The sequence below is a fragment of the Sporosarcina sp. ACRSL genome (assembly GCF_022346605.1).
In the GTDB taxonomy this organism is placed as follows: Bacteria; Bacillota; Bacilli; order Bacillales_A; family Planococcaceae; genus Sporosarcina.
The window spans coordinates 215,976-242,078 of record NZ_JAKRNT010000003.1; the positions used below are offsets into that span (position 1 = coordinate 215,976).

The 26,103-nt window shown below is 42.3% G+C and carries 27 protein-coding genes and 1 riboswitch; of the genes, 9 read left to right on the forward strand and 18 right to left on the reverse strand.

Features of this window, described 5'->3' with window-relative positions; all coding sequences use genetic code 11:
- Nucleotides 1-92: 92 nt before the first annotated feature.
- A complete protein-coding gene (locus MHZ92_RS06260) occupies nt 93-1,391 on the reverse strand; it encodes an O-acetylhomoserine aminocarboxypropyltransferase/cysteine synthase family protein (protein ID WP_239430726.1) in 1,299 nt (432 codons plus the stop codon).
- A 119-nt stretch (nt 1,392-1,510) separates the two neighbouring features.
- Nucleotides 1,511-1,626: riboswitch (SAM riboswitch) on the reverse strand.
- A gap of 324 nt (nt 1,627-1,950) precedes the next feature.
- Here MHZ92_RS06260 and MHZ92_RS06265 point away from each other — a divergent pair.
- Together MHZ92_RS06265 and MHZ92_RS06270 are read left to right on the forward strand one after the other, a co-directional pair.
- Nucleotides 1,951-2,592: a glycerol-3-phosphate acyltransferase gene (locus tag MHZ92_RS06265; RefSeq protein ID WP_239430727.1), complete on the forward strand. Its 642-nt coding sequence runs from the start codon at nt 1,951-1,953 to the stop codon at nt 2,590-2,592.
- Between the two features lie 207 nt (nt 2,593-2,799).
- Nucleotides 2,800-3,018: a DUF2187 family protein gene (locus tag MHZ92_RS06270; protein WP_239430728.1), complete on the forward strand. Its 219-nt coding sequence runs from the start codon at nt 2,800-2,802 to the stop codon at nt 3,016-3,018.
- Between the two features lie 40 nt (nt 3,019-3,058).
- Here MHZ92_RS06270 and MHZ92_RS06275 read toward each other — a convergent pair whose 3' ends face one another.
- A complete protein-coding gene (locus tag MHZ92_RS06275; RefSeq protein ID WP_239430729.1) occupies nt 3,059-4,069 on the reverse strand; it encodes a YeiH family protein in 1,011 nt (336 codons plus the stop codon).
- 112 nt (nt 4,070-4,181) lie between these two features.
- Here MHZ92_RS06275 and MHZ92_RS06280 point away from each other — a divergent pair, with 112 nt between their 5' ends.
- From MHZ92_RS06280 to MHZ92_RS06300, 5 genes are all read left to right on the forward strand, one after another.
- Nucleotides 4,182-5,078 (forward strand): LysR family transcriptional regulator, encoded by an 897-nt coding sequence (locus tag MHZ92_RS06280; RefSeq protein WP_239430730.1) that lies wholly within the window; start codon nt 4,182-4,184, stop codon nt 5,076-5,078.
- Nucleotides 5,079-5,197: 119 nt separating this feature from the next.
- Nucleotides 5,198-6,424, forward strand: a complete 1,227-nt coding sequence (gene pepT / locus MHZ92_RS06285; protein ID WP_239430731.1) for a peptidase T — start codon at nt 5,198-5,200, stop codon at nt 6,422-6,424.
- Nucleotides 6,425-6,435: 11 nt separating this feature from the next.
- Nucleotides 6,436-7,395, forward strand: coding sequence for a DMT family transporter (locus tag MHZ92_RS06290; RefSeq protein WP_239430732.1), 960 nt, complete (start codon nt 6,436-6,438; stop codon nt 7,393-7,395).
- 37 nt (nt 7,396-7,432) lie between these two features.
- Entirely contained in the window at nt 7,433-8,236 is an 804-nt protein-coding gene (locus MHZ92_RS06295; protein WP_239430733.1) for a class I SAM-dependent methyltransferase, read from the forward strand.
- A gap of 53 nt (nt 8,237-8,289) precedes the next feature.
- Nucleotides 8,290-9,255, forward strand: coding sequence for a quinone oxidoreductase family protein (locus MHZ92_RS06300; RefSeq protein ID WP_239430734.1), 966 nt, complete (start codon nt 8,290-8,292; stop codon nt 9,253-9,255).
- Nucleotides 9,256-9,315: 60 nt separating this feature from the next.
- On the opposite strand, the gene MHZ92_RS06305 is transcribed toward MHZ92_RS06300, so the two are convergent.
- The 5 genes from MHZ92_RS06305 to MHZ92_RS06325 all read right to left on the reverse strand — a co-directional run bounded on the left by MHZ92_RS06305 (nt 9,316) and on the right by MHZ92_RS06325 (nt 15,425).
- Nucleotides 9,316-10,785: a serine hydrolase domain-containing protein gene (locus MHZ92_RS06305; RefSeq protein ID WP_239430735.1), complete on the reverse strand. Its 1,470-nt coding sequence runs from the start codon at nt 10,783-10,785 to the stop codon at nt 9,316-9,318.
- Nucleotides 10,786-11,110: 325 nt separating this feature from the next.
- Nucleotides 11,111-12,181, reverse strand: a complete 1,071-nt coding sequence (locus MHZ92_RS06310) for an ABC transporter substrate-binding protein (protein ID WP_441347710.1) — start codon at nt 12,179-12,181, stop codon at nt 11,111-11,113.
- A gap of 41 nt (nt 12,182-12,222) precedes the next feature.
- Entirely contained in the window at nt 12,223-13,011 is a 789-nt protein-coding gene (locus tag MHZ92_RS06315; RefSeq protein WP_239430737.1) for an ABC transporter ATP-binding protein, read from the reverse strand.
- Between the two features lie 4 nt (nt 13,012-13,015).
- Nucleotides 13,016-13,837 (reverse strand): ABC transporter permease, encoded by an 822-nt coding sequence (locus tag MHZ92_RS06320; protein WP_239430738.1) that lies wholly within the window; start codon nt 13,835-13,837, stop codon nt 13,016-13,018.
- 316 nt (nt 13,838-14,153) lie between these two features.
- Nucleotides 14,154-15,425 (reverse strand): acetyl-CoA hydrolase/transferase family protein, encoded by a 1,272-nt coding sequence (locus tag MHZ92_RS06325; protein ID WP_239430739.1) that lies wholly within the window; start codon nt 15,423-15,425, stop codon nt 14,154-14,156.
- 94 nt (nt 15,426-15,519) lie between these two features.
- On the opposite strand from MHZ92_RS06325, the gene MHZ92_RS06330 reads away from it, so the two are divergent.
- Nucleotides 15,520-16,221, forward strand: coding sequence for a hypothetical protein (locus tag MHZ92_RS06330; protein WP_239430740.1), 702 nt, complete (start codon nt 15,520-15,522; stop codon nt 16,219-16,221).
- A 4-nt stretch (nt 16,222-16,225) separates the two neighbouring features.
- Here MHZ92_RS06330 and MHZ92_RS06335 read toward each other — a convergent pair whose 3' ends face one another.
- Nucleotides 16,226-16,504 carry a hypothetical protein gene (locus tag MHZ92_RS06335; protein ID WP_239430741.1) on the reverse strand — a complete coding sequence of 93 codons (279 nt, stop codon included), beginning with the start codon at nt 16,502-16,504 and terminating at the stop codon, nt 16,226-16,228.
- 71 nt (nt 16,505-16,575) lie between these two features.
- Here MHZ92_RS06335 and MHZ92_RS06340 point away from each other — a divergent pair, with 71 nt between their 5' ends.
- Entirely contained in the window at nt 16,576-16,893 is a 318-nt protein-coding gene (locus MHZ92_RS06340; protein WP_239430742.1) for a CHY zinc finger protein, read from the forward strand.
- 79 nt (nt 16,894-16,972) lie between these two features.
- Here the strand turns inward: MHZ92_RS06340 and MHZ92_RS06345 are convergent, their stop codons facing one another.
- The 10 genes from MHZ92_RS06345 to MHZ92_RS06390 all read right to left on the reverse strand — a co-directional run bounded on the left by MHZ92_RS06345 (nt 16,973) and on the right by MHZ92_RS06390 (nt 26,103).
- Nucleotides 16,973-18,166, reverse strand: coding sequence for a CaiB/BaiF CoA transferase family protein (locus tag MHZ92_RS06345; protein WP_239430743.1), 1,194 nt, complete (start codon nt 18,164-18,166; stop codon nt 16,973-16,975).
- Nucleotides 18,167-18,170: 4 nt separating this feature from the next.
- Nucleotides 18,171-19,106, reverse strand: a complete 936-nt coding sequence (locus MHZ92_RS06350; protein WP_239430744.1) for an HpcH/HpaI aldolase/citrate lyase family protein — start codon at nt 19,104-19,106, stop codon at nt 18,171-18,173.
- A 38-nt stretch (nt 19,107-19,144) separates the two neighbouring features.
- Nucleotides 19,145-19,807: a FadR/GntR family transcriptional regulator gene (locus tag MHZ92_RS06355; RefSeq protein ID WP_239430745.1), complete on the reverse strand. Its 663-nt coding sequence runs from the start codon at nt 19,805-19,807 to the stop codon at nt 19,145-19,147.
- Nucleotides 19,808-19,827: 20 nt separating this feature from the next.
- Nucleotides 19,828-20,112, reverse strand: a complete 285-nt coding sequence (locus MHZ92_RS06360) for a hypothetical protein (protein ID WP_239430746.1) — start codon at nt 20,110-20,112, stop codon at nt 19,828-19,830.
- Between the two features lie 12 nt (nt 20,113-20,124).
- Nucleotides 20,125-21,477, reverse strand: coding sequence for a TRAP transporter large permease subunit (locus MHZ92_RS06365; protein WP_239430747.1), 1,353 nt, complete (start codon nt 21,475-21,477; stop codon nt 20,125-20,127).
- A 276-nt stretch (nt 21,478-21,753) separates the two neighbouring features.
- The gene (locus tag MHZ92_RS06370) at nt 21,754-22,107 is read right to left on the reverse strand and encodes a VOC family protein (RefSeq protein WP_239430748.1); all 354 of its coding nucleotides are present in this window, start codon (nt 22,105-22,107) and stop codon (nt 21,754-21,756) included.
- Nucleotides 22,104-23,141 (reverse strand): S-adenosylmethionine:tRNA ribosyltransferase-isomerase, encoded by a 1,038-nt coding sequence (locus MHZ92_RS06375; protein ID WP_239430749.1) that lies wholly within the window; start codon nt 23,139-23,141, stop codon nt 22,104-22,106. The genes MHZ92_RS06370 and MHZ92_RS06375 overlap by 4 nt, the downstream gene beginning before the upstream one ends.
- Nucleotides 23,138-23,863, reverse strand: a complete 726-nt coding sequence (locus MHZ92_RS06380) for an SDR family NAD(P)-dependent oxidoreductase (protein WP_239430750.1) — start codon at nt 23,861-23,863, stop codon at nt 23,138-23,140. Before MHZ92_RS06380 ends, MHZ92_RS06375 begins: the two co-directional genes overlap by 4 nt.
- 167 nt (nt 23,864-24,030) lie before the next feature.
- The gene (locus MHZ92_RS06385) at nt 24,031-25,284 is read right to left on the reverse strand and encodes an MFS transporter (RefSeq protein ID WP_239430751.1); all 1,254 of its coding nucleotides are present in this window, start codon (nt 25,282-25,284) and stop codon (nt 24,031-24,033) included.
- A 171-nt stretch (nt 25,285-25,455) separates the two neighbouring features.
- A complete protein-coding gene (locus MHZ92_RS06390) occupies nt 25,456-26,103 on the reverse strand; it encodes a response regulator transcription factor (protein ID WP_239430752.1) in 648 nt (215 codons plus the stop codon).

A 26,103-nucleotide genomic window follows, 5' to 3' on the forward strand; every position in this document is an offset into this window, starting at 1 on the left:
AATGATGTGCTCGTAACGCTTCGCTTTTACTCGCAAAAGCCGTTCTGCGTGACGGCTTTCGCAGCTAGATGTTAACCAAAGCAAACCGTTTCTTAACCCACTGTAACCGGCGCTGCTTTTTCAATCGCCTGCTTCAAGTCTGCAATCGTATCTTCCGTTGACTCAAGACCGACAGACAGACGGATCAATTCCTCTGGTGTACCTGTCTTTTTCAAGTCTTCTGCAGACAATTGCTGATGTGTCGTCGATGCCGGGTGGATGATAAGCGATTTTGCATCTCCGACGTTTGCAACATGTGACCACAATGTAATATTATCGATCACTTTGCGCCCTGCTTCGCGACCGCCTTTAATACCGAAGACGATGATCGATCCGAAGCCATTTTTCAAATATTTCTTGGCGTTTTCATACGTCGGATGATCTTCCAATCCTGCATACGTCACCCACTCGACAGATGGATGTGACTTCAGGAATTCTGCCACTTTCACGGCATTTTCGTTATGGCGTGTAACACGCAAATGAAGCGTTTCAAGTCCTTGAAGGAAGTTGAATGCACTGTCCGGATCTAGGCAAGGTCCGAAGTCGCGTAGTAATTGAACGCGGAGCTTCGTCGCGAATGCAGCTGATGCTGTGTCAATGCCGTAGCGCAATCCATGATACGTTTGGTCTGGCTCTGTAAAGCCTGGGAATTTGCCTCTCGTCCAGTCGAATTTCCCTGCGTCAACAACGACACCACCGATAGTAGTTCCATGACCGCCGATCCATTTCGTTGCGGAATGAATGACGATGTCTGCCCCGAACTCGATTGGATTCGATCCGTATGGGGATGCGAATGTGTTATCGATGAGGAACGGGATTTCATTCTCATGTGCAATGTTAGCGACTGCTTCGATATCGAGCACTTGAAGGCTCGGGTTTCCGATCGTTTCAGCAAAGATCGCCTTCGTTTTGTCTGTGATCGCCGCACGGAAGTTTTCTGGATCTTCCGCATCTACGAATTTCACATTGATGCCATAGCGAGGAAGCGTGACGGCGAATAGATTATACGTACCGCCATACAGATTGCCAGCAGCGACGATCTCATCACCTGCTCCTGCAATGTTCAAAATAGAGAAAGCGATAGCAGCCATTCCGGAAGACAGAGCAACTGCAGCAGTTCCACCTTCTAGTAGGGCAACCCTTTCTTCGAAGACGGCAACGGTCGGGTTCGTAATTCTTGTGTAAATATTGCCTGCTTCTTGCAAGCCGAATAGATTTTGGGCATGTTCAGTATCTTTGAAGACAAATGCAGTAGTACGGTGAATCGGAACTGCTCGTGAACCTGTGACAGGATCCGGCTTTTGGCCACCGTGTAAAAGAAGAGTTTCAGGTTGAAGTTGATTGTTTGTCATTTTTATTACCTCCAGTAGTTTTTTTAAGATGAAAAGGCAATGCGGAGGCGTTGGGGGTTTTGGAATAAAAAAAATAACCCCTTTCGCTAAGAGAAGGGTTACGCTTTCGCTTATTCCTCCTCTTATCTTTCAGACCGTTTACACGAATCTGTAGGAAGTAGCACCTTTGCAAGTTCGTCACTTGCCGGTTGCCGGGCATCGCAGGGCCTAGTCCCTCCGCCGCTCTTGATAAGAGTTTGGGTATTCAGTTTTTCATCTTGTTGTACAGTATAGGAGACTATTTTTTAAAAGTCAAGGGGTGAATTTATTTTTTTCTGAAACTTGCACCTTATCATTCATGTTATGATAATTTTATTAGCTTCCTGCTTGTTTGGGGGAAACGAGCGATAGCTTTGAACGTAGGATGACCGACTTTAAGCGCGAAACCACTTGCTTTGGGCGTGGATTGGCCGACTTTGGGCGCGAAACCGCTTGCTTTGGGCGTAGATTGGCCGACTTTGGGCGCGGGGTTGACTACTTTGAACGCTACATATGGATATATTAATTTTGGGGGATTCTTATGACGTTTTGGATTTTTGGCATAGTGGTTTTCGGATATTTGGTCGGCTGCTTGCATGGATCGGTTGTAGCTCAATGGATGTCCGGCGTTAATTTGAAAGAGACGGGTGTGAAAAATGCCGGGGCGTCGAACGCGATGATCGTACTCGGAAAACGGTATGGTGCACTCGTTGCTATAATAGATATAGGAAAAGGTATCGCCGCAGTCATTGCGGTTAGATTGCTCGCCGTTCATTTCGGATTGCCGGCAGACTATGTCACATTACTATTGTTCCTCGTCGGAGCCGCTGTTATCGTCGGCCATAATTTTCCTTTCTACATGGGCTTCAACGGCGGAAAAGGCACAGCTACCGTTATCGGCGTACTATTTGCCATCGATTGGCGGTTCGGTCTTGTGGCACTTAGTTTATTCATACTAATCGCCATTCTCACCGACCTTATTGTTTTCGGTGTCATCATGCTGTACATCACACTTTTGGTAATGGCCATTTGGATGGACGGTTCGTGGCCAATCCTAATTGCTGCTTTGCTATTCATCATGGCAATCTGGAAACATATTGAAAATTTCAGAAGGATCCGTGAAGGAACCGAACCACGGATTCGCGCATCGTTCAAGAAAAAACGGCAGAAGAACTCGGAATGAGGCTTCTGTTTTTGTTTGCGCGAGTGTCAATATATTTTGAACCAGTTCAACACCCAGCAAATTCCGACAAAATATGGTATACTAGTAATAGACAACTTGAAAAGGATCGGTTCAACTAGTTGTTTTCCATCTTGACTGATTTTGCTTAGGACTTGCCCTAAGCGTTTTTTCTTTCATAGATGAGAATGCACAATGGGAGGGATTCGATTGGCTTTTCCACGCAAGGAGAAACCTGTTTCAGACTTTGTCGCAGCGCGTCATGTTGATGAAGAAATCTCGTTCGTCCGCAATGACCATGAAGTGAGTGGGACGATTCATAAGATTCTCGAAAACTCGGTTATCGTAAAAATATCCGAAGAGGATGCAGAGCGAATCGGCGCCGCATCCAATCTGACTGTCGTTTCACACAAGCACTATACGGTATAACTTTGAATGGGCACCTCTGTTAAAAGAGATGCCCTATTTTTTATATGATAAAATATGCCAAAACCGATAGACAGATGGATGTAATCGTTACAGCTAGCAACGGTTTCATTGCACGTTCGCGCAGATCCTTCAAACTGACACTTAAGCCGAGTCCAACCATGGCAGCCGTTAAAATCCAGGTTGTCACCGTACTGATCCCCTCCATCACACTTTCAGATACAGGTATCGAGTGGCCCAATACATAACTTCCGAATACGCTTAGCAAAATGAAACCGACAAGGAACCACGGAAATTCAATTTTTGCCTGGTCCCCTTCCGTTCCTTTGCTTTTCCGCTTCATGAAATAAATAAAGATGAAACATAAAGGAACTAATAAAAACACCCTGCCGAGCTTAGCCAATAAAGCGATGGCAAGTGCGTCATCTCCTGCAGGTGCTGCGGCGATAGCGACATGCGCAAGCTCGTGAAGGCTCATCCCCGACCATATGCCATATTCTGTTGGCAACAGGGGCAAGATCGGCCGTAACAACGTATAACCGATTGCAAATACGGTACCTAACATTGCGATAATCCCGACGCCGATCGCAGTGTCTTCATCCTTCGCTTTAATAATCGGGGCAACCGCAGCGATTGCTGCAGCACCGCAAACTCCTGTCCCTACACCTACTAGCAATGATATATCCTTGTCCGCCTTCAACCATTTCGCTAGTAGAACCATCGCCGTAATTGCAAACGCAATGATTAGTGCATCCCGTGTTAACAAACCTAACCCCTCGCGAAATATGATATCTATATTCAACTTCAATCCGTAAAGAATAATTGCCAATCGAAGCAGCTTTTTCGAGGAAAATGTAATTCCACTACGTAGTGCTTCCGGATAACCGAAAATTTGCCGGTACGCCACGGCAATAATGATGGCACTCGCCAATTGTCCGATATGGCTAAATCCAGGCACTTTCGCTAATAAAAAACCTAATAAGGCAATAAAAAATGTGAATGCGATTCCCGCAACCCACAATCTTCTCCTGTTAGGGGCCTTCTTTTCATTCATATGTAATCACTCCTCCTGTAAGAGTAATACGCAAAGATTCATAAGTAAAATAAGTTATAATAATGATGATGATAAGTAAAAAGGTATGATTGATTGTAAGGAGTGATGGATTATGGACCAACAGCTTCAAGTGTTCGTCACGGTGGCTGAGAAAGAGAGCTTTTCACGCGCCGCAGAGGAACTTCACTTGACCCAGCCTGCAGTGAGCCAATATATCCGCCAGTTCGAGGAACAGATCGGAGCGAGACTGCTGGAGCGTACGAACAAATACGTCCGGCTGAACAAGGCTGGAGAAATCGTCTATCATCATGCGAAGGAAATTCTTGCTTTATATACGAAAATGCAAAATTTAGTCGACGACTTGGCGAATAAGGCGAGTGGACCGCTGTCAATCGGTGCGAGTTATACATTTGGTGAATACGTATTGCCACGTATTATCGCCAATTTGCAACTGACTTATCCGGATATCCAACCGACGGTAACAATCGGCAATACAGCGACTGTAGCGAATCTCGTTGCAAGTCACCAGCTCGATATCGGCATCGTGGAAGGTAAATTCAACGCCGCAAGACTAATTGTTGAAGATTTTGCGGAAGATGCCATGGTGATTGTCAGTGCAGTCGATCATCCGCTTGCACATAGGGAAAAACCTATTACAATCGCAGATTTGGAGGATGAGACTTGGATTGTCCGCGAGCACGGCTCCGGCACACGGGAAGCGATGGATACTTTATTCAAGCAACACGGCATCTCACCTGTAAAGCTCATGGATTTCAGCAGCACCCAACCCATTAAGGAATCGGTCGAAGCGGGTCTTGGAATCAGCCTGCTTTCGCATTGGTCGATTAAAAAAGAATTGAAAAATGGTGATCTTCAAATGTTGGACGTGAAAGGACTTCCCTACCACCGCAAATTTTCCATTGTTACAAATACACCGTTTCAGACGAAAGCACTCGAAGTTTTCATTGAGATTCTGCGAACAAAAAAACTGCTGACGACACTCAACTAGAAGGATTTCCGTAATCATTTATCGAAATGAAGTAGGTGCGGAGTTCTCAATATTCCGCAGGCCGAAACAATCTGATAAGATAAGTGAAATAACGCTTTTCATTAACTGGAGGTATTGGAATGAAGGAAAAACTGATCGAACGTCTGACACGCTATGCGAAAATCGATACACAATCGGATGCGAATAGTACATCAACGCCGTCCACACCTGGACAATGGGATTTGCTGCATGTACTGGAGAAAGAACTTGCCGAAATTGGCATGGAAGAGATTACGTTAGATGAAAACGGTTATTTATTCGCCACTCTTCCTGCGAATACGGATAAAGAGGTTCCGACAATCGGCTTTTTAGCCCACGTCGACACTGCAACGGACTACACGGGCAAAAACGTCAATCCACAACGGATCGATAATTACGACGGCAATGACATCCAGTTGAATGAGCAGACAGTCATGTCCGTCTCCACATTCCCTGAACTGAAAAACTACGTCGGCCATACTCTTATCACAACTGACGGCACAACGTTATTAGGCGCGGACAATAAAGCTGGAATCGCCGAAATCATGACAGCGATGGAGTATTTAATTCAACATCCTGAAATCATACACGGAAAACTGCGTGTCGCTTTCACACCTGACGAAGAGATCGGACGTGGACCACATAAATTCGATGTAGAAGCATTCGGTGCGAAATATGCGTACACGATGGACGGCGGACCGCTTGGCGAGCTGCAATATGAGAGCTTTAATGCAGCTGGAGCAAAAGTGACGTTCCACGGAACGAATGTGCACCCAGGATCTGCAAAAGACAAGATGGTGAATTCCATTTTAATCGCAAATCAATTCCAAGCGGCGATGCCGGCGGATGAAATCCCTCAAGTCACAGACGGTTACGAAGGATTCGTCCATCTGATGAACGTGAACGGTTCCGTCGAGAAAACCGAATTGCATTATATTATCCGCTATTTTGACCGTGAAACGTTTGAGGCACGGAAGCAGTTGTTCGTCGACACAGTTGCCCAATTGAAAAAAGAGCATGGCGACAATGCTGTTGAGCTTGACCTGAATGATCAGTATTTCAATATGCGCGAGAAAATCGAGCCTGTCATGGAAATCGTCGATATTATTTCAGATGCTTTCAAAACGCTCGGTATTGAGCCGGATATCGTCCCGGTACGGGGTGGTACAGATGGATCTCAGCTTTCGTATATGGGCATGCCGACTCCGAATATTTTCACGGGCGGTGAAAACTATCACGGCAAATACGAATACATTTCTGTCGACAATATGGAAAAAGCGACAAATGTCATCGTCGAAGCTGTGAAACTGTACGAAGAACGCGCTTAAGGGACCGTCCAATGAAAGCGATTTGGATCGGAATCCTCTCATCGTTGTTTTTCGCGGTTACATTTGTGCTAAACAGATCGATGGAACTATCGGGAGGCAGCTGGCTTTGGAGCGCCTCCCTCCGTTATTTCTTCATGGTTCCTTTTTTGATTGCAATCGTTGCGTACCGAAATGGACTTGGGGATATGCGAAAGGCCATGACTGCAACACCTTTGCCGTTCTTCGGCTGGAGTGTCGTTGCCTTCGTCCTGTTCTACGCTCCCCTCACCTTTTCCGCCGCCTATAGTCCTGGATGGCTGCTGGCGGGAACATGGCAATTGACGATTGTGGCAGGCGTTTTGCTAGCTCCTTTTTTCTTTATCGTCGTGAAAACGGAGAAAGGGGAAAAAAGGATCCGGCAAAAGATTCCCCTAATTTCGCTTGCTATTACATTGATCATTTTTGCAGGAGTTGTTTTGATCCAAATCCCGAATGCGAACAGTGTCGATACTCGTACGTTGTTACTCGGCATTCTTCCCGTCATCGTAGCAGCTTTTGCTTATCCGTTAGGCAATCGGAAGATGATGGATTTATTGCAAGGAAGGCTCGATACATTTCAACGGGTACTAGCAATGACACTCATGACAATTCCCGTGTGGATCGGCTTTGCAGTCTATGCAACAATCACTGTCGGACCGCCTTCTACGAGTCAAGTTATTCAGTCTTTACTTGTGGCAATGAGTTCCGGTGTCATCGCGACAACGCTATTCTTCATGGCGACCGACCTTGTGCAAAACGACCAAGGCAAGCTTGCGGCAGTTGAGGCGACACAGTCAACAGAACTTATTTTTGCGATGATCGGTGAGATGCTCATTTTACATATCGCTTTGCCAGGCCCGTTATCGCTTATTGGAATTGCAGTAATTATTATCGGAATGGGTTTACATAGTTACCAGACGTCGGTTACGAAGAAAAAGATGTCAGTCATATAGAAAACTAGGAGCACGATGCGAACTTGGAGGGGTTAGCTTGGAGAGTTTAGAAATTGTGAGGAAGTTTTATGATGAAACAGTGACCTATGAATGGGATCGACTTGAGCGCCACAAAGTTGAATTTGAACTGACCAAACGATATTTGAACCGTTATATTAAGCCTACTGATAAAGTGTTGGATCTAGGTGGTGGTCCAGGGAAGTACTCCTTATATCTGGCTGAACGTGGTTGTGATGTAACGTTAGCAGACCTATCCGGGAAGAATGTAGAATTTGCTCTACGTATGGCGAACGAACAAGGTGTCCCTCTTAAAGGCTTACAAGTTGATGGACGTGATTTATCTGCTATTGAAGATGATCAATTTGACTATGTGCTATGTATGGGGCCTATGTATCACCTCAAAACCGAGGAGGATCGAGCTAAAACGATTAGAGAATGCTTAAAAAAACTAAAGCCTAACGGAATTATTTTTGTAGCATTTATTTCATCGTATTCTTTCGTTTGGGATTATCTCATTCGTAACCCTGAACTTATATTGAATAGCGACAGGAAATCAGAGCTTTATAAAATAGTAGAAGATAAGGATTTTACAGGAACTGGTTTCTCAGATAACTTTTATATTTCCCCCAAAAATGTCCTTCCGTTTTTTAATCAGTTTAATCTTGATAAGCTTCATTTATTAAATAGTGAAAGTTTCTTATATTTACGTGAACCTGAACTGCTTGAGCAGAAAACCGAAGTTATTGACGCTTGGTTAGATTTGGCGGAGCAAGTATGTGAACGAGAAGATTTACTAAGTATAGCTGAACACATAATGTATATTGGTAAAAAAACCGGATAATCCTTCGACACCTTGGCTCCGAAAATTACGTGAAAGAATTAGGGGGATGAAAAATGAAGGCTGTAGTCCAACATGAATTTGGCGGTGCAGATGTACTTTCATTTACAGAAATTGAAATACCTCAAATACATGACAATGAAGTATTGATAAAAGCTGCTTATACGAGTGTGAATTATGCCGATATTAAAGCGCGCATTGGTAATAAAGGAAAAGGAAACTTCCCTATTATCCTAGGATTGGACGTAGCAGGGGTCGTCGAGGAGGCTTCCCCTACCTCACCTTTTTCGAAGGGAGATCGGGTAATTGCTTTCCCGAAAAACGGTTCGTATGCAGAATATGTTGTTGCCAATGAAAAACTCGTTTTTAAAATTCCGGATGCCCTTTCACTTGAAAAGGCTGCAACAATGCCAGTAGTTTCGATTTTATCGTATATTCTTCTTCATGAAATAGGACAAGTCCAGAAAACAGACACCATTGTAATCCACAGTGCAGCGGGTGGAGTTGGCTCAATGCTCGTCCAATTAGCGAAATTGGCCGGTGTTCAAAAAATAATCGGTACGGTTGGAAGCTTATCTAAAGAAGAATATGTGAAGCAATTAGGAGCCGATCTTGTTTGCACGTACGAGACATTTGCCGAGGAAGTCTTACGTCAGACGAATAACAAAGGCGCAAATGTTATCTTTGACTCGGTTGCGGGTGAAGTGACGAGTAAAAGCTTAGATTGTTTGGCGCTCTACGGTACACTCGTTCAATTTGGCAATAGCAGCGGAAAAGCAGGTACATTTTCAACGAGCGATGTACATATGAGCTGTCGGAATGTGAAAGGGTTTAGTTTAGGGACAACTCGTCAGCATGATCCTGAACGCCTAGCACCCGTTGCAGAAAAAGTATTGGACTTATTCGCTTCGAACAAAATTTCACTTCCCGTTGCTCACGTATTCGATTTAAAGGATGCGGCAAAAGCTCATGAATTAATTGAAAGTCGGAATTACGAAGGAAAAGTATTGATTAAAATGTAAAGTGAAGTAATAAAAAAGCTCAGAATAATTCTGAGCTTTTTTGGATTTTATTTATAGTCTTTAACCTTTGTTTACTGTTATTCGATAATAGATTCTCAATATCGACAGAACCAATCCGATAATGAAAACAATCGCCAATAAGAACATCGCGGCGGGGAAAAGACCAAATGCATCAATCGTGGTCGAACTGTTATTTTGTAATGTCGGAACAATAAAAAACAACCATCCGATTAATAATGTTGGAACCAACTGGGGAAGTAAACGAAGGATAAATTTCCAAGTAGGATGTTGTTTACGTTTATCCGACCATTTTTCACTCCGCAGAATCCATCTAATTCCTAAAATCACATAAATCAAAGTGATCACACCAAGTGATAAATCAATTATTTTCGATACTGGTGCTTTCAATTCGGGTTCTTGCCCCTCGGTCAATTGAATTATACCCGAACTAATCTCGTAAGCGTGTTCAATTGTAGGGGTATAGCTGTTTAGCAAAACAGCCACGGCATAACCACTACTTGGTACAATGTCCTGTTGAGTTTGATATGTTGATACCACTCCGCTATGTGAAATTCGTGCTGGCTTCACATTCGGTGAGCTTAACTCCCAACCAAGTCCGGATTTTTCACTTCCAAGTTGTGGAGAATGAGATTCTCCCAATAAATTTGTTGATAATAATTGCTCTCCTGTTCCGGATTTTCCCTCATTCGTCTGCATAGAAAGCCATTTCCCCATATCTGATGCCGTTGATATGATACTTCCAGCTCCCATTTCCATCGCTTCCAGTTCTGTCCAAGGAATTGCCGTTCCATATGCTGTTACGTATCCATTAGGTAGTCCTTGTACAGAATCTCCAGAGTTAACAGTAGCGAGCGAGTCATTCATTCCTAGCGGAGAGAATACCTTTTGTTTAAGATATTGAGAGAATTCTATTCCACTTACTTTCTCCACTAAAAGTGCCAGAACCCAGTAGTTCCCATTGCTATAGTAGTATTTCTCCCCTGGGTTCGATTGAAGCTTCCAATCGTTCAAACGTTCCACACCTGCTTTTAAGGTACTCGCTGGCGGAACAATAACCGGGTTTGGAATACCCGATGTGTGACTCAATAATTGACGCACTGTAACTCCTCGCCATCTTGAATCGTCCAGTTTTACCTCTGGCAAATAATTAATTACTGGGTCATCCAGTTGAATTTCTCCTTGATCAACAAGTTGTAAAACAGCAAATGCAGTTAATGATTTGGATGCGGAACCAATTCTCATTAACGACTTTTCTGTTATAGGTTTCCCCTCAGAATCGTGTCCATATCCCTTCTCATATACTAATTTACCGTCTTTTACAACTACAATGGAGGCACCAGGTAGCCCATTATGTTCTATGTAGTTTGTGACAAATTTATCTACATTTTCCATTTTAAACGGTTGAGCAGCTTGGACAATTACAGAAAAGGGAAGATGAAATATAGGCATTAAAAGAATTACTATCAGAAGAATAGAGCTTAACTTCTTCAAATTTACTATTGCTTTCAAATTATCCCCCTCCAAACTTAGATTAACCTGCTTAAGACTACTAGCAATATTCTTTGGTTCCAAAAAAGGTAAGTAAGTTCCCTGCAAAAACTTCCAACAGTTTGGTATTGGATTTAGTCATTGTCCGCTTGAAAAATTTAGTTTTTAATATTATAGTTTTCCCAATGTCAACTCGTTATAAACATTATAAAAAAGCAGACCCAATTCTAGGCGAAAAGGTCTGCTAATCGGAAGCTAATTAAACTGTTTCCCTTCCCTTAATCGGAACCAGTTAGAAAAAAATCGAGCGTTTTTATTTGTGGAAACTAAATTATCGTTATTCTATTTATTCATACACCCCGATGATTTCTACGGCTTTCTCCGTTAGCGACGTATCCACAGCCTTATCAAAATCAATATCGCCTAAGATGGCGCCGTTCGCTTTATACGTCTCATATTGTTTTTTAATATCGTCAACGAACATTTTCCCGTTCGGATCAAGCCCTGTGACAAATACCTGATCCCATAGGTCATGATCTTTCAAGGCAGTGTGTTGCACCATAATATCGATGATTTCATCCTTGTCGATATCTTTGAAGAATGCGTCGTTGTAATCACGAACCCCTTTCAAGTAGGCAGCCATGAAGCGCAATGACACTTCTTCGTTTTCCATGAACTTCGGAGAAGCGAGCACCATGGCAATTTGGGATTCGGGCGCATAATCTGTTGCATCGCCGAAACGGACATGGAAGCCTTTCGCGACTCCTTGTGCAATGAGTGGTTCGATATTTAACGCAGCGTCGATTGTTCCCGAATCAATCGCGCCAAGCATCGCACCGAAGTCAGCGATATGGACATATTCGACATCTTCCTCGGTCAAACCGGCATGTTTCAACATTTCCTCGTAAATATACCCATCAATCGAGTTTCTGGAAGACACCGCTATTTTCTTCCCACGGAAATCGGCGTATTCTTTAATTTCATCTACCATGTGGTTGCCGATGACAAACGTGAAATATGATTTCCCCGGCATATTATGCCCTTTATCTGCAACAATTCGGACGTCGATGCCTTGTGCAATCGCGTTAAAGAAAGACGCGGTCGAGACGCCACCCGCGATATCGACTTCCCCTGCAGCCAGCGCCGGCAACATATCATCGCTGTTTGCGAAATCCGCAAATTCGACTTCAATATTATATTGTTCGAAATACCCTTTTTCTTTTGCGATATAGAACCCTGCTCCGGAAGCAGCACCGTCTTCCGCAATTAATACCTTCACCCGTTGGTCAAGTGGCGCCATATCCCCGGAAGGTGGCACAACGACTGAATCGCCAGGTGGAGTTTCCACTTTTGTTTGTGGAGCGGGCTCTTTTTTGGCGCACGCTCCAGCAAGTAAGAGCATTGCAGCAAAAATCATGATCCAACCGTATTTGAACCCTTTCACCTTTTCTCCCCATTTCATTTGTTCTCTTTCCTCGACCGTTGCACTTCATTTTGCAAATGCTTCCAAATATCGACAAATTGCTCCGCGAGCATTGGATCTTTCCGGATATCTTCGATTGTCCGAGGACGCGGCGTGTCGATTTTGATTTGTTTTATGACCTTACCGGGTTGTGCACTCATGAGCAAAATTCGATCACCCAACAATAACGCCTCATCGATGCTATGTGTAATGAAAATGACAGTTTTCCCTGTCTCCGACCAGATGGAGAGCAATTCTTCCTGGAGGATGAATTTATTCTGCTCATCGAGTGCAGCGAACGGTTCATCCATGAGCAAAATTTCCGGGTCATTTGCGAACGCACGGGCTATGCTCACCCGTTGTTTCATTCCCCCGGAAAGTTCTTTCGGATATAGATGTGCAAACCGATCAAGTCCCGTCTTTTGTAAGTAATAGTCCGTTCTCTCTTGAATGGCATCCTTCGGCATTTTTCGCATTTTCAACCCGAAAGCGACATTCTCCTTCACTGTCAGCCAAGGAATGACGCCCCTTTCCTGGAATACCATCGATTGGAGAGGGCGCCCTTCCTGCTCTGAACGGATTTCAAATTCGCCGACACTCGGTTGTTCGAGCCCCGCCAGTATACGCAATAAAGTTGTTTTTCCACAGCCGCTCGGTCCGACAATGCAGACAAATTCCCCTTCTCCGATCGAGAGGGAAATATCGTCGAGCGCTGTTACACTCAATTGTTTTTTATAAAATGCCTTCGTTAAATTCCTAATTTCAATTTTCACGTTCTTTCTCATCCAATCACCTCCAAGGTAACAACTTTTTCTGAAGACCGCGAAGCATCAAGGAGAAAAGGTAGCCGAAAAATGAAATCAGGATGAGTCCAACGAACATTTCCTTTAAAAGAAATGCTTTATACGACGTCCAAATTAAGTACCCGATACCCGAAGTCGCCCCCATCATTTCCGCAGCGACAATCGTCAACAGGGCGATCGCCTGCCCCATCTGGATTCCTTCTAGCATGACCGGCAATGCGCCAGGCAAGGCAATTTTGAAAAAGAACTGCATCTTACCGGCTCCATAATTATTCGCAACATCCAAATAAATTCGATCGATGTTCAAGACACCCGCCGCCGTGTTGATGACGACCGGGAAAAACACACTTCCCGCAATTGTGACAACTTTCGACAGATCGCCAATCCCAAAAAGTATGATGATAATTGGAAGCAATGCAAGAGTCGGAATCGGCATTAGCGCCATAACAATAGGCTGCACGAAATGTCGAATCGGCGAATAAAGCCCCATCAGCAAACCGATGATGACCCCCGGTATGACTCCCGCAAGGAACCCTGCAAAGATCCGATACAAGGAAACTCCGATATGATTTGCCATTGCCCCGCTCGCAATCATGTTGACAAATGTCTCCAAAATGGCTGTAGGTGGCGGGAAAAACCGGATATCGATCATCCCCGTCCTCGACATCACTTCCCACAGCAGCAATAGGAAGATTGGCGAAGCGATCGTCAATAGTTGCTTGTAACGTTCCTTCGATTGTCTCTGCTTCCATTCCCGCTGTTCCACTTCATACGGATCACGTACAATAGTCGCTCTATCTTTTTTCAACGTTCACCACCTCTTCATAACAATAATATGTGTACGCCTATTGAGAGGGTTGGGCAAATGGGCAGTGAAGAGGCATGAAAATAGGGGATAATTGTTGGATTAAGGGGGTATGACCAAGTTGTTCGGGTTATCACCACTTAGAAGGGATCTATCACCACTCAGCAAGAGGTTATCACCACTTAGAAAGAGGTTATCACCACTCGACTAATCTTTCACACTATACACCGGGGTTAGCACCGATACAGACGACTTTACCACCATCTGACTACAATTCGACTATAAGAGACAAAAAAGAGAAGCGCAGTCGGCTCCTCTTTTACTGAATCAATCCAAATTCCTTCGCTTCTCTTGTTAATTCTTCTCTAAATTTCGGATGCGCGATAGCAATTAACGCCTCTGCGCGCTCGGATAACGACTTTCCATGCAACCGTGCAATCCCGTACTCCGTCACGACATTGTCCACGTAGTTTTTGGATGTCGTTACGACGGAGCCTGGCGCTAAATGTAATTTAATTCTCGAGATTGTGTCGTTTTTCGCGGTCGAATACATGCATACGTATCCTTTTCCATATTTCGACAATCTAGCTCCTCTGGCAAAATCGGCCTGTCCTCCGGTTGAAGAATAGTATCGACCCGCCACCGTTTCCGATGCACATTGCCCATACAGATCCACTTCCGTCGTCGCATTGATCGACACCATCCGCTCCTCTTTTGCAATTTCGTAAGCATCGTTGACGACACTTACCGGCAAGAATTCTACGGATGGGTTGTTATTAAGAAAGTCATATAGACGTTGGGAACCGAATGCGAAAGTCGCGACGATTTTTCCTTTATGTGTTGATTTCCGCATGCCATCGACCGCTCCTGCCTCGACAAGATCCACAATCCCATCCGTCAGCATTTCGGTGTGAATCCCTAAATGCCGTCTGTTCTTCAGCATTTTCATAACCGCATTCGGAATCGCTCCAATGCCGATTTGCAGCGTATCCCCATCTTGGATATCTTCAGCAATAAACTCGGCAATTTTCTGGTCCTTCTCGGTAATTTCCGGAATCCTTTCCTCCGCCAACGGCACATCATTTTCGATGTACCCTACGATCTGGCTAATGTGGATTTGATTTTTCCCGAACGTGCGCGGCATATGCCTGTTCACTTCTAGGACAAACGGAACTTCACCGATGAAATCCGCTACGTAATCCGCATTCGTGCCGAGCGAAAAATAACCGTGCTCATCCATCGGGGACGCGGTTGCCATCACCATCGGCTTTTGCGTCGTTTTTTGTAGAAGTGTATACATTTCCTGAAAAACATTTGGAATTAATTCAACATGACCTTCCCAATATGCTTTCCGCGTTGCTCCGCTCAGAAAGTACGATACGTGTGAAAGATGTCCTTTCATTTTCCCGTTAATATAGTCACGTTCACGCAACGCAAGCAATTGATGGATTTTAACATTGCTCAATTGCTCATAGTTTTCCTCAAGTATATCGAGTAACCCGTGTGGTTCTCCATTTGAAAGTGGCAAAATGATATCCATATCTTTGTTAATCAAATCAATTATTTCTTTACTTTTTAGTAGTTTTGTCATACGAAGTCACTTCCCTGCCTATTTTCTTTATTATAAAACAGACTGAGCGCTCGCTCAACTTGTTGAATTATCTAAATATCCATATAATAAGAGCATGACAAACTTAACGAACGATCAAATTAGACAATTGAATAGCTATAGTGTGTATATCGGATCTCCCAAGCAGCCACTATTTACATTGCATGATCTATTAGACAAAACGGAGGATTGCTTGATCGCGGTGCAAGCCATTAGCGAAAACCCGAACAAGACAGTAGCGGCCTCTTTCTTCTTGCGACGGCTCGGCATGTTCGTCAATATGCAGCTTTATAATTTGGCGACTTACGATGAAATATGGGATGGAGATGAGACAGGACTGCGTTTTGGAGCGGTTGAGGAATATGGAAATCGTACCGTGAGCATATTTGTCGAGAAGAAAGATTGGAAATCAGTTGATGAGGAAATGCACCGCGACATCATACGGAAAATTCTTTTACAAGCGGACACCGTCATCCGACAAATCCGAACGGTCGCATCCGTCTCCCCTTTGACGTTATGGGAAAACATCTTCGGCTTTCTATTATGGCAATATCACGTCATGCTGGCCAACCCCAGCACGAACGATAAAGCACGGGAAGATTTGAACATACTGAAAGACGACGTGACCTGGAAAGACATTGCCCCTCGCTCGTTATTCGCGGCATATTTAAAAGGATACGAGCCGTCCGACCTGCTGAACAGAACAGTCCGGACGACGTGCTGTTTGTCAAAAGACGTCCCTGGTTTAATGCAATGTGGCTATTGTCCATTGAAATAATCATTTAACCTTCACGGTAGGCTAAAAAAGATTGTTTAATGGAATAAATAACGCCCATCGCTGCACCGGAATAGAAAAACCCCATGAATATACCAGCCGACAAGTCTCCGCGGTGACTGACAAAAATGGACAAGAGTAATGCAGCAACCGTTGAAACTGTTGATAGCCAGCTTGAGCGAACCCGGAACAACCATTTCGCAATCAATACAACTAGTAACACAACCGGTACTGCCCATAAAGCATCCCACATATTTGTGTGGATGACGGGGGTTTCAGTGAACATGAAATCATTCCTTTTAGTTCATAGGATTTGCCCTATACCGGTTATTTATACAATAGGAAGGAGGCGGAGACATGCAGCATGTAGCGGGCAACGTAATCGATCATGAGACGCGTTGTACACACTATCATTCCGAGCTTGACATTATTGCAATTAAATTTTACTGCTGTGATACATATTTTCCTTGCTTCACATGCCATGAAGAATCGGGATGTGGCGACCATAAGGTTTGGCCGAAAGAAAAGTTCGGTGAGAAAGCAGTGCTTTGTGGTGCATGTAAAAATGAATTGACGGTTCATCAATACAAGGATAGCGGATACAAGTGTCCTACTTGCGAGGCAAAATTCAATCCAGGATGCGGGTTGCATTGGGAATTGTATTTCGAAAAATAATTCCATTTCATACTTCAAAGGCTAGATGTATATAAAACAATCAAAACCACCAGTAAAATGGTGGTTTTGATTGTCATAGTTAAATAATACCCATTTTCTTAAGTTCCTGGATCTGCTCATCAGTCAATTGGACTTTTTCTTTTAATATTTCCTCTGTATGTTGTCCTTTATCAGGTCCTAGGTGGCGTATCGCACCAGGCGTTTTTGAAAATTTCGCCACAACGTTTGGAACACGCATTTCACCAAAGTCATTATCTTTCACACTGATAAAGGATTCACGATATTGATAATGCTCGTCTTCGAATAACTGGGCAATATTATACATAGGACCTACAACTGCACCAGCTTTACTAAATATCTCAACAACTTCTGCATAAGAAAACTGTTTAATCCAATTCCCGATAATTTCGTCTAACTCTACTACATTTTTTAAGCGCTGTTCATTTGTTGAAAATTTCGGATTGGTAATTAAGTCCACTCGTCCTATGGCATGGAAAATATTCTCCGTAATTGACTGTGTAGAACCAGATAACGCCACCCATGTATTATCTTTTGTCAAATAGGCATTCCGCGGAGCAGTTTGCAAACTGCTATTGCCAATAGGTTCAGGAATTATCCCCAATTGATCGTAAGCTGTAATTTGAGGTTCGAGTAATCGCATTAAAGGTTCATACAAATTAATATCGATTTGTTGTCCTTCTTCAATACCATTTTGTATTTGCGCATAGAGTGCAATCATAATAGATAGTGCACCAAATATACTTGATACCCCATCAGCCAGTGCCATACCTGGCAAAGTTGGCTTTCCACCTTTTTCGCCATTAATCGAAGTAAAGCCACTCATTGCTTCTGCGACTGTTCCGAAACCACCTCGTTTTGCATAAGGTCCGTCTTGGCCAAAGCCCGAAGTGCGTAATAAAATTAATTTAGGATTTGCCTCTAGTAACGTCGCCCAATCTAATCCCCATTTATCCAATGTTCCAGGTCGGAAGTTTTCCACAACAACATCGGCATCTTTTACTAATTGTAAGAAAATCCTTTTCCCTTCAGGTGCTTTTAAATTTAATGTAATGCCTTTTTTATTCCGATTAAGGGTTTTCCAAAAAATCCCTTCACCATCCTTTTGAGCACCATACTTTCTTGCATGATCACCATTTTGCGGATGTTCCACTTTGATGACTTCAGCACCGTAATCCGCTAAAAATGTACTAGCCCATGGTGCAGCTAACATTGTTGATATATCTAAGATCTTTAATCCTTGCAGCGGCAACATGGAATCAGACCCCCTTCAGTTGATATTCATAGTGCATTCTCGCCTCTTTTTTCATATCTTCATATTGCCTGTATATTTCATATTGCGCATGTATACGTTTCGCTTTTTCATAATGCGGAATGTCAATCATTTTTCCTTTGAATTTAATTGCAGCCAGCCCTTCTCGGACTGCCTTTTCAAAGGCTTCAACTAATTGCTTAGCCTCTTCCACTTCCTCATCATTTGGCATAAAAGCATTATTAAAGATTTCTACATTTGATGGATGAACACAGCTATTACCAGCAAATCCATGTTCATAAGCTAGACGCGCACTATCTGCAATCTCCTCTAAATCTGTATAGTTTGTAATACTTGACATTAAACCCATCGGTACTATGTTATAAGCACGTGCTGCAATACAAATTTGCATTCGAATATTTTTTAGAGCCTCTGCAGTAGAATTATTTATTTTCATTTGTAAATCTTCTACAAAATCTTCTGCACCCAATGATACAGATTGAATCCGTTTACTGCTCTGCAATATCGAGGCAAGATTCATATAGCCCTTTGCTGTTTCAATTAAAACAGCTATTTGGATTGAACCATCTTTAAGCTTGTGCTGAACTTCAAGATTCGTAAGGAAGTTGTCAATTTCTTCGATTTGCTCGGCTGACTCTACTTTAGGGACATAGATCCCCGTCAATCGCGGAGATATAGATGCTTGAATATCCCCCCATAAGAGATCCTCCGAATTATTTACACGTACATATACCGCACTACCGCCCTTAGAGGCAATTTCTATCCCATTCAAAAGATATGAACGAGCTTCAATCTTCCGCGTGTGCGGTACACTATCCTCCAAGTCCAATACGATAATATCAGCATTGCGTAATGGTGACTTTTGAACAAATCTTTCATTTATAACAGGCATAATAAGCCTTGATCGATGAGGATGTAGCATAATAAGTTTCCCCCTTTATAAAAGTTGCCTCCTCTATTTTATAAATGGAGTCGTTTTCGCATATTTTTAAAGTGACGACGTACTGCTTGTTCACTTTTTAATACATCTCGCTCTTTAATGGCATTCAATAATTCTAAATGCTCTTTAACTGCATGTGTTTGATGTATTTTATTTGTAAAGTTTTGATCACGTACTTCTTTAATAAGTTGCATATTTAGTTTTATGAAGTTTTCTAACACATTATTATTACAAGCCGCAGCAAGAGCTAAGTGAAAGTAGGTGGAAGAACTAAAATCATCATCATCTTTTTGACGTAGCAATAAGTCTTCTATTTCTTGGATTTCTTCATCTGTGATTCGTGCACACACCAATGCACACATTCCTACTTCCAAAAGCTCCCTCGCCTCTAGTAAGTCGATAATCTCGGACTTTTTAAGCTCTACTAAAATGTTCTCACCGACCGAAACACTTGAATCAATCGGTTTCATCAGAATGCGTCCTGCGCCAGGTCTAGTTTCAATAATGCCTCTTGATTCTAGAACTCGAAAAGCATCTCGAAGCGTGCCACGACTGACATTTAATTGCTCGGCTAGATTTCTTTCCGTCGGTAATCTTTCACCGATTTTGAAGATGTCTTTTTCAATATTTTCTTGGATATAAGAAATGACTTGTTCGTACAATCTTTGATGTTGAATTATCATACTTATGTCTCCTTTAACATTTACGCATTAACCTTTGAATGCCTTGTCTCCAAAAGTTGTTCCTCAATTTCTTCCTCGGTTAATATATTCGAAGTTCTATTTTTGATTGCAGGAATAATAAAGCCAAGTACACCTGCAACAGCACTTAAAATAATCGCTGGTTCTGCTAATAAATCATTAACTTTAATAATGAACTCACCTTGTTGGAATAACAATCCTGCCAATTGACTGAAAACAAGAAGAGCGCCAAGCGTTAGAAATGCAATCAGAGAAAAGACAAAAATTTTATCAAGAATTTTAATCATTAATAGTCCCTCCTATACAGGTAATGGTAGAATGCCCATTGCAATTAATACACCAATTAAGAAAACAGGAATTACATAGTAGAAAATGAGTGGCGAAAATGTTTTACCAGGCTCGGCCTGTGCAATACCAGATGCTATAAAAATTGGAGCCGAAGACGGAGGAGAAGCCCCTTCTGTCGATGCAAACATTAAAATTGCCACAACAGCCACTGTAGGATGTACACCGGCAGATACTAATGCTGTGAATGCAACAAGCCCAATTGCTGTCAGTGTTGCAGTCCCAGATAGTGGACCGGCTACTAAAACGATTAGAGCCCCAACAATGACAATGATTAGCCAAGAAGGCAAGTTTAATATTGCTAACATTGATGTCAAGTCTTTACTTAAGCCAAGTTGTTTTAAATTTTCACTAGCCGCAAAAGCAAATAATAATAATACACCAATAACGGAAAATTTACTTGTTGCTCCATGCAAGAAGGTGTTCCATTCTGAAAAAGACTTCGGTAATTTCTTATAGCCAATGATCATACTAATGGACGTAATTAAAATAGGCACCCAAACTAGTAAAGAAATACTATCAATTGCATCTTCCCCAATCTTTGGATTCGCCATTAAACTTTCAGCTAACGGTCCAATCGTAACTGTAAGTGGTATTAATATCCCAAAGAAAATAAATAAGGATTTCCATCCCATAATAAATGATTTCCTTAACGGTGCAATTTCTTCGCCTTTCAAGGTTTGAATATTGTGTTTCTTCACAAACCAAAAGGTCAATATTACACGATATAAAATCTGATATGAACCGCCGATTAATAGAGCAAAATATAAATCACCTTCTGATACTACGGCAGCAATTGGTGCGAAACCTAGTAAAATAAACATCGAACTACTAGGAGGCAATGCAATTCCTAATCCAGCATTACCGGCACAAATAGTTGCTGATACTTCACGTGGCCACTTTGATTTAATCATCCAAGGAATAGTTACTGATCCTGTAGTAGCTGCATTACCAGAGCCAGATCCAGAAATAAGGCCAAAAAGTGTCGAGCTAGCCGTATCCACATGCGCCGGACCACCGGGTATCCGACCCAATAGTGAGTTCAAAATATTGATTAGTAATGTAATAATCCCCGTCTTGTCAATGACATAAGCCATGAATACAAAAGCTAATGCCGCGAATAAAACTTCATTTGTAGCACCAAATACAATGCCATCCCACATCATATTCAATGCATTTGTACCGCCAAATAAAGCGGTTACAATAAATCCTATAATCATGGCTTCACCAATACTTCGTTTAAGAATGGTTGTCCAACCAATGATTAGTAAAATAAATACAATCAACGCGATAAAACCAATCCCCATATTATTCACCCCTTTTATAATATCCAGCTGGATAACTGGATGAACCAATTATCCACTTCATGTCGAATATTGTCAATATACTTTTTTTTATAATTTTTGTTTAAAATCAATTTCTTTATAGCAGCTATAAAAGAATAACAGCACCTTTCTAATTAGTAGAAAGGTGCTGCTGTTTGCTTTTGATGAGCTAAAGTTTAGCTCTCGAATACGTTTGTTTAACAAGCCATTGTAGAAAACAATTCAAGTCCGCCAAACATCATACATTGATGTAATTGACTAGCACACTTGAACCAGCTCTATTACTTCACCATCAAGCCCCTCATAAAAAACAACTACCCAGCCATTTTTCAGCTTGTAGGGGCCTTCCGAAGGATAAAGTCCTTTTCCTATTAGCCTCTTCATCCAACCCTCTATGTCATCGACTTGCCACGCTAGATGGACTGAATTCTGTAGAGCTTGATTGTCCTTTGATTCAATTAATTCAATTCTCACATCTTCATTTTTTAGAAAGGCCATTTTCTCACCGATCAACGTAAGGAATTGCTCAATCTTGAAGTCAAACATGTTTTCATACAATTGAATGGAGTCAGCTAAATTTCCAACTTCAATACCACCGTGATGCCACCTCATCTATTCTCTCCCATTGGCAGGATCAGATTCATATCACCGAACTCATGCCATAGATATCCGGCAGCTAATGCTTCCTCATAAGCTTTCATTAGAAGGTTTTCATTAATAAACGCACTAAGCATATCGAGATGACTCGCCTCCGGTTCATGAAAGCCTGTTAACAGCCCATCCACCGCTTTTAGAGTGTACCCTTTTTGAATATATAGACGCGTAAACCCTTCCTGCGCTTCAACATTTCCAGCCTCATTGACCGCTGTTTCCAGTGCCCGAACGACTGTTGTGCCAACTGCAATTACACGTCCCTTGTTTTTTCTCGTTTTATTTACCAAATCTGCAGTTGCTTCTGGAACGCAAAATGCTTCAACGTGGTTGATTGGAGTAGGCCAGCGATCATTTCCGTAATAACTTAATCCTGCATGCAGCTGCAAATAAGCAATGTTCACTGCCTTTTGCTTTAATTCATAAAGCAACTTCCAGGAAAGAGCTCTTCCTGCTGAAGGCATTTCTACAGAACCTGGAACAGAAGCATAAACAGTCTGATACATCTCTAACGGCCATGGCGTCTTTATATACTCATAGTGCAGTGGCTCCCCGTATCGATAAAAGGCATCATATAATTCCAACCCGCTTTTCGAAAAGGAAAGAACGACTAAAGGTTCCTCAGTTCCTTTTCCAATAATAGTCGCTGTTAGTTCTCCAGGTAGGTAGATCTTTTCCCCAACTGTACATCCATCTCCTACAATGAGCGCTTCCCATGCTTGATCAGTTACTTTACGGGATAGCCGAATTTCAACCGGTTGCTCTCCCTTTCTTCCTTTTAACACAGCCGGAAGTGTCCGACTATTATTCAACACAAGCAAGTCTCCCTCGCGCAAAATGGAATCCAGTTCATAAAAAGAATGATGAAAACTTTCCCCTGTAACTCGATCGAGTGTCATTAAACGGACATGGTCTCGCCTGATCCCTTTATATTCTGCAGGGGTACTCGCATTTAAATACGCAGGCACTTGAAATGGACGAGTAGCTGTCATCATTGAATTTCCCTCCTTTCATTTAAAAAGGATTGTGCCTCAATTCTCTTTCCGTTCACTTCCATTAATTCATTCAATGCGATGGATACAAATACTTCTGCCACCTCATTCGGATCCCCTAAGTCATAATCACAATCCGGAACAGCTATCTTATGCATCTCCGTATCCATTTCCCCAGGGTCGACCATACAGATACTAACCCCCGTCTCCTCTAGTTCATCAGCCCATGTCTGCGTTAAGCCTTCTACTGCGAACTTGGAAATACCATAAGCACCCCATTCCGCAAACCCTGTTTTTCCTGCTTCCGATGTAATATTGAGGATTCTCCCTTTGTTTCTAGTTAACATGCCCGGTAACACACGCTTCGTTACGAGAAATGGATTCAGCGTATTCACCCGAAGCACTTCCTCAAAGTTAAGGTCGGGATAATCAATTAACAGTGTAGGTCCTGGTCCAAATGTGGATGCATTATTAATTAATACATCAACCCTTCCATACGCTTCTTCCACAATCGACACGAAACGATCGACATCTTTTGTAATGGAAACATCAGCATTAATGGCGATGACTTCTGCCCCAAGGTCCCGTGCTTCCAACTCCACCTTGCGCAGTAGCTCTTCCCCTCTTGCACAAATGGCAAGTCGCACTCCTTGTTTTGCAAATGCCAATGTCATTGCCCTACCAAGACCTTTAGACGCCCCTGTGATCATAACAACTGGTTTCATACAATCTCCCGCTTTCTTTATTGTTCTTACCTTTAGTTTAGGGAGAAGGGGCATAAGAAGCATCGGAAGGATGACGGAATACTTCTACGAAAAAGAGATGAAGGCAGTATACAACTTTTGAATGAGGAAAGTAGTTTAAAAGCAAATAAAAAAACCAACATGCACATTTACGCAAGTTGGTCTCTGTTATTAACTCGTAAATTATCGCGCTTCGATACTTTTCGATCTGTCTCAAATCCCTTTTTCCAAGTAACGCTAACTGAGATGGACGCGATAACTAGAACTCCACTAAGTACGATGAAACAATATAAAATAAATCCAGACGATACCATTCCTGTGAATATCGCGAGGAGGAAAACCCGTAACAACAAACCAATGGAACGAAATACACTATCCACTCTTCCGATAATGTCATTTGGTACCCATTCCATGATAAAGGAATTCCTTGCAACTCTCGCACCACTATTTCCGATTGCGAGGAAAAACATGATGGTTAAATAGATCGGAAGATTGACGTGAATAATGAGTGATATGACAATTGTATACAACACGACGCTTACAATAATCGTTTTTTCATTCCCCATTTTCTTTGCAATGATTGGTATCATCGCGCCTGCAGTGACTGCGCCGATTGCGTATATCATATTTTCAAGTGCATAGATACTTCCAGAGACTTGTAATACATCCTTTAAATAGACAGGAAACAAGTAATTTGTCATCATAACTCCGATGAACGGCATCGTAGAAAAAAGTAAAAAGATAAATAATACTGGTCTTTTCCACAAATACTTGATGCCTTCAGCCCCTCTAGTCTTTACCACTCGTTTCTTCACCCGAGTGTTCTGTTTTTTATAAGGTAGCTTCAAGTAAAAATAGATGGCAACCGCATACGTACAGACATTCATTAGCAAAATATAATGTAAATCCCATTTAGTTAATAACAAGCTCGCTACTCCGCCTGCAATCATGCTTGATAATTGCCCTTGGATTTCCATCGTCCCATTCAAGGAATTGTATTGCTCTTTGCTAAAAATCTCTTGATTCAAAGCAAACATCGTCGGATAAAAAAATGTATAATATAAACTCCCGATCATGTAAATGATCATATAATGCCAAGTTTCATAAGAGGCTCCGACTAAACCCATAACTGAAAATATGAGTAGTATCATTAGACTTACCATTTGGCTACTTAATAAAATCCTTTTTCTAGACATACTGTCTATCAAGTGGCCGACAAAAGGTGTCAAAATGAAGCTGAGAATTGTCATACATAGTGCAACGTAACCAAACACTGCCTCACCATTTTCACTCGTTACGAGTAACCAAGGAATTGCAATCATTGTGATCCCAGAACCGATAGAAGCTGCAATGTTTGCAAAAATAATTAAACGGAAACGTGAATCTTGAAATAGATTAGTCATCGTAGTACGCCCCTTTTCAAATAACTTGTTGTCTACTTTGACTATAATTGAAAATCTTGAATTACTTTTCATTCAAAAGTCGTAGGTTTGTTTCATTCGAACTACCGAGTTTTGATCATCCAATAGAAAAAGAGCTTTCGATTTTTACTCCATCGAAAGCTCTTTTCCTATTTAGTCACCACTTGATTCAGTTAACCCATGTTTCACTGCATAAAGCACAGCTTGCGTTCGATCCTGAACAAACAGCTTCGGAAAAATATTGGATATATGTGTCTTCACAGTTTTCTCTGACACAAATAAGGAAGAAGCTATTTCCCGATTGCTTTTTCCTTTCGTTAGCTCCACTAGGACATCCAGTTCGCGCGGGGTCAGTGGGTTAAGCACATGCGGCGGCACTTCCTTTTGTGCCCTTATCTTCATGAGATGCGTTGTTGCATGTGGATGAATTGTGTTTTCTCCTCGCATAATTTGTCGAATACACGTAACAAGTTCATCTGGCTCAATGTCCTTCAATTGATATCCCGCGGCTCCCGCTTCAATAGCTGGAATGACATGATCTCGATCGGAAAAGCTTGTCAATATGAGTACCTCGACTTGCGGAAAACTATCTTTTATCTGCTTCGTCGCTTGAATCCCGTCCATTACAGGCATCATTAAGTCCATAAGTACAATATCAGGTTGAAGTTCCGCTGTTAATTCAATCGCTTCTTTACCGTTTTTCGCTTCTCCAATCACCTGTATATCCTTCTGTGTTTTTAAGAAAAAAAGCAATCCCCTTCGAACGACGTGATGATCATCTGCGATGAGCACTTTTATCAT

Bases quoted from the DNA above. Each gene is read 5' to 3' on its own strand.
- MHZ92_RS06260 (WP_239430726.1), bottom strand. From the start codon at position 1,391: ATGACAAACAATCAACTTCAACCTGAAACTCTTCTTTTACACGGTGGC.
- MHZ92_RS06265 (WP_239430727.1), top strand. From the start codon at position 1,951: ATGACGTTTTGGATTTTTGGCATAGTGGTTTTCGGATATTTGGTCGGC.
- MHZ92_RS06275 (WP_239430729.1), bottom strand. From the start codon at position 4,069: ATGAATGAAAAGAAGGCCCCTAACAGGAGAAGATTGTGGGTTGCGGGA.
- MHZ92_RS06280 (WP_239430730.1), top strand. From the start codon at position 4,182: ATGGACCAACAGCTTCAAGTGTTCGTCACGGTGGCTGAGAAAGAGAGC.
- pepT (WP_239430731.1), top strand. From the start codon at position 5,198: ATGAAGGAAAAACTGATCGAACGTCTGACACGCTATGCGAAAATCGAT.
- MHZ92_RS06290 (WP_239430732.1), top strand. From the start codon at position 6,436: ATGAAAGCGATTTGGATCGGAATCCTCTCATCGTTGTTTTTCGCGGTT.
- MHZ92_RS06300 (WP_239430734.1), top strand. From the start codon at position 8,290: ATGAAGGCTGTAGTCCAACATGAATTTGGCGGTGCAGATGTACTTTCA.
- MHZ92_RS06310 (WP_441347710.1), bottom strand. From the start codon at position 12,181: ATGATTTTTGCTGCAATGCTCTTACTTGCTGGAGCGTGCGCCAAAAAA.
- MHZ92_RS06315 (WP_239430737.1), bottom strand. From the start codon at position 13,011: ATGAGAAAGAACGTGAAAATTGAAATTAGGAATTTAACGAAGGCATTT.
- MHZ92_RS06325 (WP_239430739.1), bottom strand. From the start codon at position 15,425: ATGACAAAACTACTAAAAAGTAAAGAAATAATTGATTTGATTAACAAA.
- MHZ92_RS06330 (WP_239430740.1), top strand. From the start codon at position 15,520: ATGACAAACTTAACGAACGATCAAATTAGACAATTGAATAGCTATAGT.
- MHZ92_RS06335 (WP_239430741.1), bottom strand. From the start codon at position 16,504: ATGTTCACTGAAACCCCCGTCATCCACACAAATATGTGGGATGCTTTA.
- MHZ92_RS06340 (WP_239430742.1), top strand. From the start codon at position 16,576: ATGCAGCATGTAGCGGGCAACGTAATCGATCATGAGACGCGTTGTACA.
- MHZ92_RS06345 (WP_239430743.1), bottom strand. From the start codon at position 18,166: ATGTTGCCGCTGCAAGGATTAAAGATCTTAGATATATCAACAATGTTA.
- MHZ92_RS06350 (WP_239430744.1), bottom strand. From the start codon at position 19,106: ATGCTACATCCTCATCGATCAAGGCTTATTATGCCTGTTATAAATGAA.
- MHZ92_RS06355 (WP_239430745.1), bottom strand. From the start codon at position 19,807: ATGATAATTCAACATCAAAGATTGTACGAACAAGTCATTTCTTATATC.
- MHZ92_RS06360 (WP_239430746.1), bottom strand. From the start codon at position 20,112: ATGATTAAAATTCTTGATAAAATTTTTGTCTTTTCTCTGATTGCATTT.
- MHZ92_RS06365 (WP_239430747.1), bottom strand. From the start codon at position 21,477: ATGGGGATTGGTTTTATCGCGTTGATTGTATTTATTTTACTAATCATT.
- MHZ92_RS06370 (WP_239430748.1), bottom strand. From the start codon at position 22,107: ATGAGGTGGCATCACGGTGGTATTGAAGTTGGAAATTTAGCTGACTCC.
- MHZ92_RS06375 (WP_239430749.1), bottom strand. From the start codon at position 23,141: ATGATGACAGCTACTCGTCCATTTCAAGTGCCTGCGTATTTAAATGCG.
- MHZ92_RS06380 (WP_239430750.1), bottom strand. From the start codon at position 23,863: ATGAAACCAGTTGTTATGATCACAGGGGCGTCTAAAGGTCTTGGTAGG.
- MHZ92_RS06385 (WP_239430751.1), bottom strand. From the start codon at position 25,284: ATGACTAATCTATTTCAAGATTCACGTTTCCGTTTAATTATTTTTGCA.
- MHZ92_RS06390 (WP_239430752.1), bottom strand. From the start codon at position 26,103: ATGATAAAAGTGCTCATCGCAGATGATCATCACGTCGTTCGAAGGGGA.